Origin of the sequence: Kitasatospora sp. MBT63, from assembly GCF_000710465.2 — a bacterium.
Classification (GTDB): domain Bacteria; phylum Actinomycetota; class Actinomycetes; order Streptomycetales; family Streptomycetaceae; genus Kitasatospora.
The window spans coordinates 856-4,403 of record NZ_JAIZ01000778.1 but is presented as its reverse complement, the minus strand read 5'-3'; the positions used below and the strand labels follow the sequence as shown (position 1 = coordinate 4,403).

Sequence of the window (3,548 nt, the reverse complement as noted above, 5' to 3'; positions counted from 1 at the left end):
GACCAGCCCGGCGGCGGCTTCGCCCGCTACTCGGTCGACGCCGGGTGGGTCGTGCCCCACTTCGAGAAGATGCTGTACGACAACGCCCTGCTGCTGCGCACCTACCTGCACCTGTGGCGCACCACCGGAGACGAGCAGGCCCGCCGCACCGCACTCGCCACCGCCGACTTCCTGCTGCGCGAACTGCGCACCCCCGAAGGCGCCTTCGCCTCCGCACTGGACGCCGACTCACTCGATCCGGCCACCGGGAAGTCCGCCGAGGGCGCCTACTACGCCTGGACCCCCGAGCAGCTCACCGCCGCCCTCGGCGCCGAGGACGCCGCACTCGCCGTCGGACTCTTCGAGGTCACCGGCACCTTCGAACACGGCAGCTCGGTGCTCCAACTGCTCCGCGACCCCGAGGACCCCGAGGCGTACGAGCGGATCCGCACCCGGCTGCTGGCCGCCCGCGCCGAGCGGCCCGCCCCCGCCCGGGACGACAAGGTGGTCGCCGCCTGGAACGGCCTGGCCATCGCCGCCCTCGCCGAGACCGGCGCCCTGCTGGCCCGCCCCGACCTGGTCGAGGCCGCCGAACGCGCCGCCGACCTGCTGCTCGCCGTCCACCTCACCCCCGACGGCCGCCTGCTGCGCACCTCCCGCGACGGGCGCCCCGGCGCCAACGCGGGCGTGCTGGAGGACTACGCCGACACCGCCGAGGGTTTCCTCGCGCTGTACGCCGTCACCGGTGAGAGTTCGTGGCTCGACCTGGCCGGCGGCCTGCTCGACACCGTCCTCGCGCACTTCGTCGACCCGGCCTCGGGCGCGCTCTACGACACCGCGGACGACGCCGAACAGCTGATCCGCCGCCCCCAGGACCCGACCGACAACGCCACCCCCTCGGGCTGGACGGCCGCCGCCGGTGCCCTGCTGAGCTACGCCGCGTACACCGGCTCCGCACGCCACCGCACCGCCGCCGAACGGGCGCTCGGCATCGTGGGCGCGCTCGCGGCCAAGGCACCGCGGTTCATCGGGTGGGGCCTCGCCGTCGCCGAGGCGCTGCTCGACGGACCGCGCGAGGTCGCCGTGGTCGGCCCGGCCGGGGACCCCGCGACCGCCGCGCTGCACCGCACCGCCCTGCTCGGCACCGCCCCCGGCGCGGTGGTCGCCGTCGGCGCGCCGGGCAGCACCGAGGTCCCGCTGCTGGCCGACCGCCCGCTGCTCGGCGGACGGCCTGCCGCGTACGTGTGCCGCCACTTCACCTGCGACGCGCCCACGGCCGACGCCGCCGGCCTGGCGGAGCGGATCGGGGCGCGCCCGGCGGACTGAGGCAATCCGGGTGCGTACGATCCGGGCCTCGGCCAGGATGGCGGGATGACCTGGACCGTGAGTTCCTCGCCGACCGAATTCCACACCGGGGCGGGCCAGTTCCTCGCTGCGCACCGGGCCGAGAACACCGTGCTGCTCACGCTGGCCCACCGCCTCGGACGGGACGGCCTGCACGTCTTCGGCCCGCAGCCGCCCCGCTTCGGGTGGTGGCGGGCCGAGGGCGCGGAGAGCGTCGGTGCGGCCTTCCTGTGGACGCCGCCCTTCCCGCTGCGCCTCGGCCGGATGCCGGTGACGGCCGCCGGGGAACTGGCGACGGTCCTGCATGGGCAGGGTGAACGGCCCTCCGGGGTGGGCGGGGCGAAGGCGGCGGTGGCCGCGTTCACCGAGGTCTGGCAGCGGCTGACCGGGGCGGCGACCGAGGTCGAGGTCGAGGAACGGCTCTACCGGCTGGGGGAGTTGACGCCGCCGACGCCGGCCGGACCGGTCAGGCCGGCCCGGCCCGCCGAGCACGGACTGCTCACCCGGTGGAGCGAGGCGTTCTTCACGGAGGTCGGGGTCCCGCCGGTGCCCGACATCCCGGGGGTGATCGCCGGCCGGATCGCCGACGGGACCCTGCACGTCCGGGAGGACGGCGGCCGGCCGGTCTCGATGGCCGGGGTCAGCCCGGTGCTCGCCGGGATGTCGCGGATCGGGCCGGTGTACACGCCGCCCGAGCTGCGGGGACGCGGGTACGCGGGTGGGGTGGTGGCGGCGGGGTGCGCCCGCGCGGTGGCCGCGGGCGCGGTGGAGGTGCTGCTGTACACCGACCTGGCCAACCCGACCAGCAACTCCCTGTACCAGCGGCTCGGCTTCCGGGCGGTCGAGGACTGCGTCGTCCTGAAGTTCACCTGAGGGCGACCGGGCACGCCCGTGTGTGGTGCGGGCTCGTGCGGGGCCCGTGTCCGCCCGCGGCACGGGACCGTGGGGCTCAGTCCCAGTCCCAGCGGATGCCGAGGATGCACGGGGGGAGGGCGGTGGCGACGAGGTGGACGCAGTGGTGGCCGTCGAGGGTGAGGTCCTCGGTCTCGTAGGGGCGTCCGCCCGGGGCGCGGCTGGTGAAGCGGTGGCAGCGGACGGGTAGGGCCGCGGGGTGGAAGGCGACCTGGAGGACGTACTGCCCGGCGCCGGCGTTGAAGCCGCGGACGTACTCGCTGCTGGGCTCGGGCCCGGGCACGTCCTCGAAGCCGTAGCCGAGCAGATGGGTGTCGCCGGTGCGCAGGCGGCGGTCGAGGAGGAGTTCGGCGACCAGCAGGCCGGCGGCCGGGTCGCGGCGGACCCGGCCCGGCCGGCAGTTCTCGTCCGCGCGCAGGGTGACGCGGGTGATGTCACAGCCGGGGTCGCCCTGGTAGATCGCCAGGTAGCGGTCGATGCCGTCGTGATGGGCCCGCAGGACGTGCTGGGAGCTGCGGCGGAGCTGGCGGCGGTCGGCACCGATGGTGATCCGTTCGATGTGGGTGACGGTGTGCAGGCCGGTGCCGGGGGGACCGGCGATGGTGGCGAGCAGGCCGTCGACGGCCTCGGCGGGGCGGATCAGGTCGCGGTACGGCCGGGTGGCGGGGCCGGCGGGCGCGGTCCCGGCGCTCCGGCGGGGGCCGAGCAGCCGGGTGAGCGAGTGCGCGGGAAGGTCGAGGACCTCCTCCAACTGCTGGACCGCGCGCAGTGATTCGGCCCGCTCGGGCCGACGGCGGCCCTGCTGCCAGTAGCTGAGGGTGGTGACGCCGACCTGGACGCCGCGGCGGGCGAGGTGCTGCTGCACCCGGTGCAGGGCGAGGCCGCGGGTGGCGATGGCGGTGCGCAGCGCGACGTGGAACGGGCCGGTGCGCAGGGCGGCGGCGAGTTCGGGCCGGACGGTGTGCTGCATGCGGCTGCCTCCGTTCCTGGGGTGAATATTCACACCTGGCACCGGAGTTGTCATCAGGCCGGGGGATCGCCGCAGGCCGGGGCGGTCGCGTTCACACCCGGCGGGGTCCGTTCACACCGGGGCCCTCTTGCGTTCCGCGGCCGTTGACCCTGGTCGGTCGACGGCCCGATGCTCCTCGCAGCGCGTCCGGACGCCGCCACCCCCACACATCCCCACTCCTGCGTAGCCGCAAGGAGGAGATTCCCCCATGCCAAAACCCCGGACATCCCGGCCGCCCCGGACACCCCGGCCGCGCCTGCGTCGCGTGGTCGCCGCGCTGGCGCTCGGCATCCTGGCGCCGAGC

At 75.8% G+C, this 3,548-nt stretch carries 3 protein-coding genes; 2 read left to right on the top strand and 1 reads right to left on the bottom strand.

Annotation, left to right across the window (positions count from 1 at the left end):
* On the top strand, positions 1–1,305 hold a 1,305-nt coding region (locus AA75_RS53080), incomplete at its 5' end, for a thioredoxin domain-containing protein (RefSeq protein ID WP_033825457.1).
* A 45-nt stretch (positions 1,306–1,350) separates the two neighbouring features.
* Positions 1,351–2,196 (top strand): GNAT family N-acetyltransferase, encoded by an 846-nt coding sequence (locus tag AA75_RS40300; RefSeq protein ID WP_033825456.1) that lies wholly within the window; start codon positions 1,351–1,353, stop codon positions 2,194–2,196.
* A gap of 76 nt (positions 2,197–2,272) precedes the next feature.
* Here AA75_RS40300 and AA75_RS40295 read toward each other — a convergent pair whose 3' ends face one another.
* On the bottom strand, positions 2,273–3,205 hold the full coding sequence (locus AA75_RS40295; protein ID WP_033825455.1) for a hypothetical protein: 933 nt from the start codon (positions 3,203–3,205) through the stop codon (positions 2,273–2,275).
* Positions 3,206–3,548: the final 343 nt, after the last annotated feature.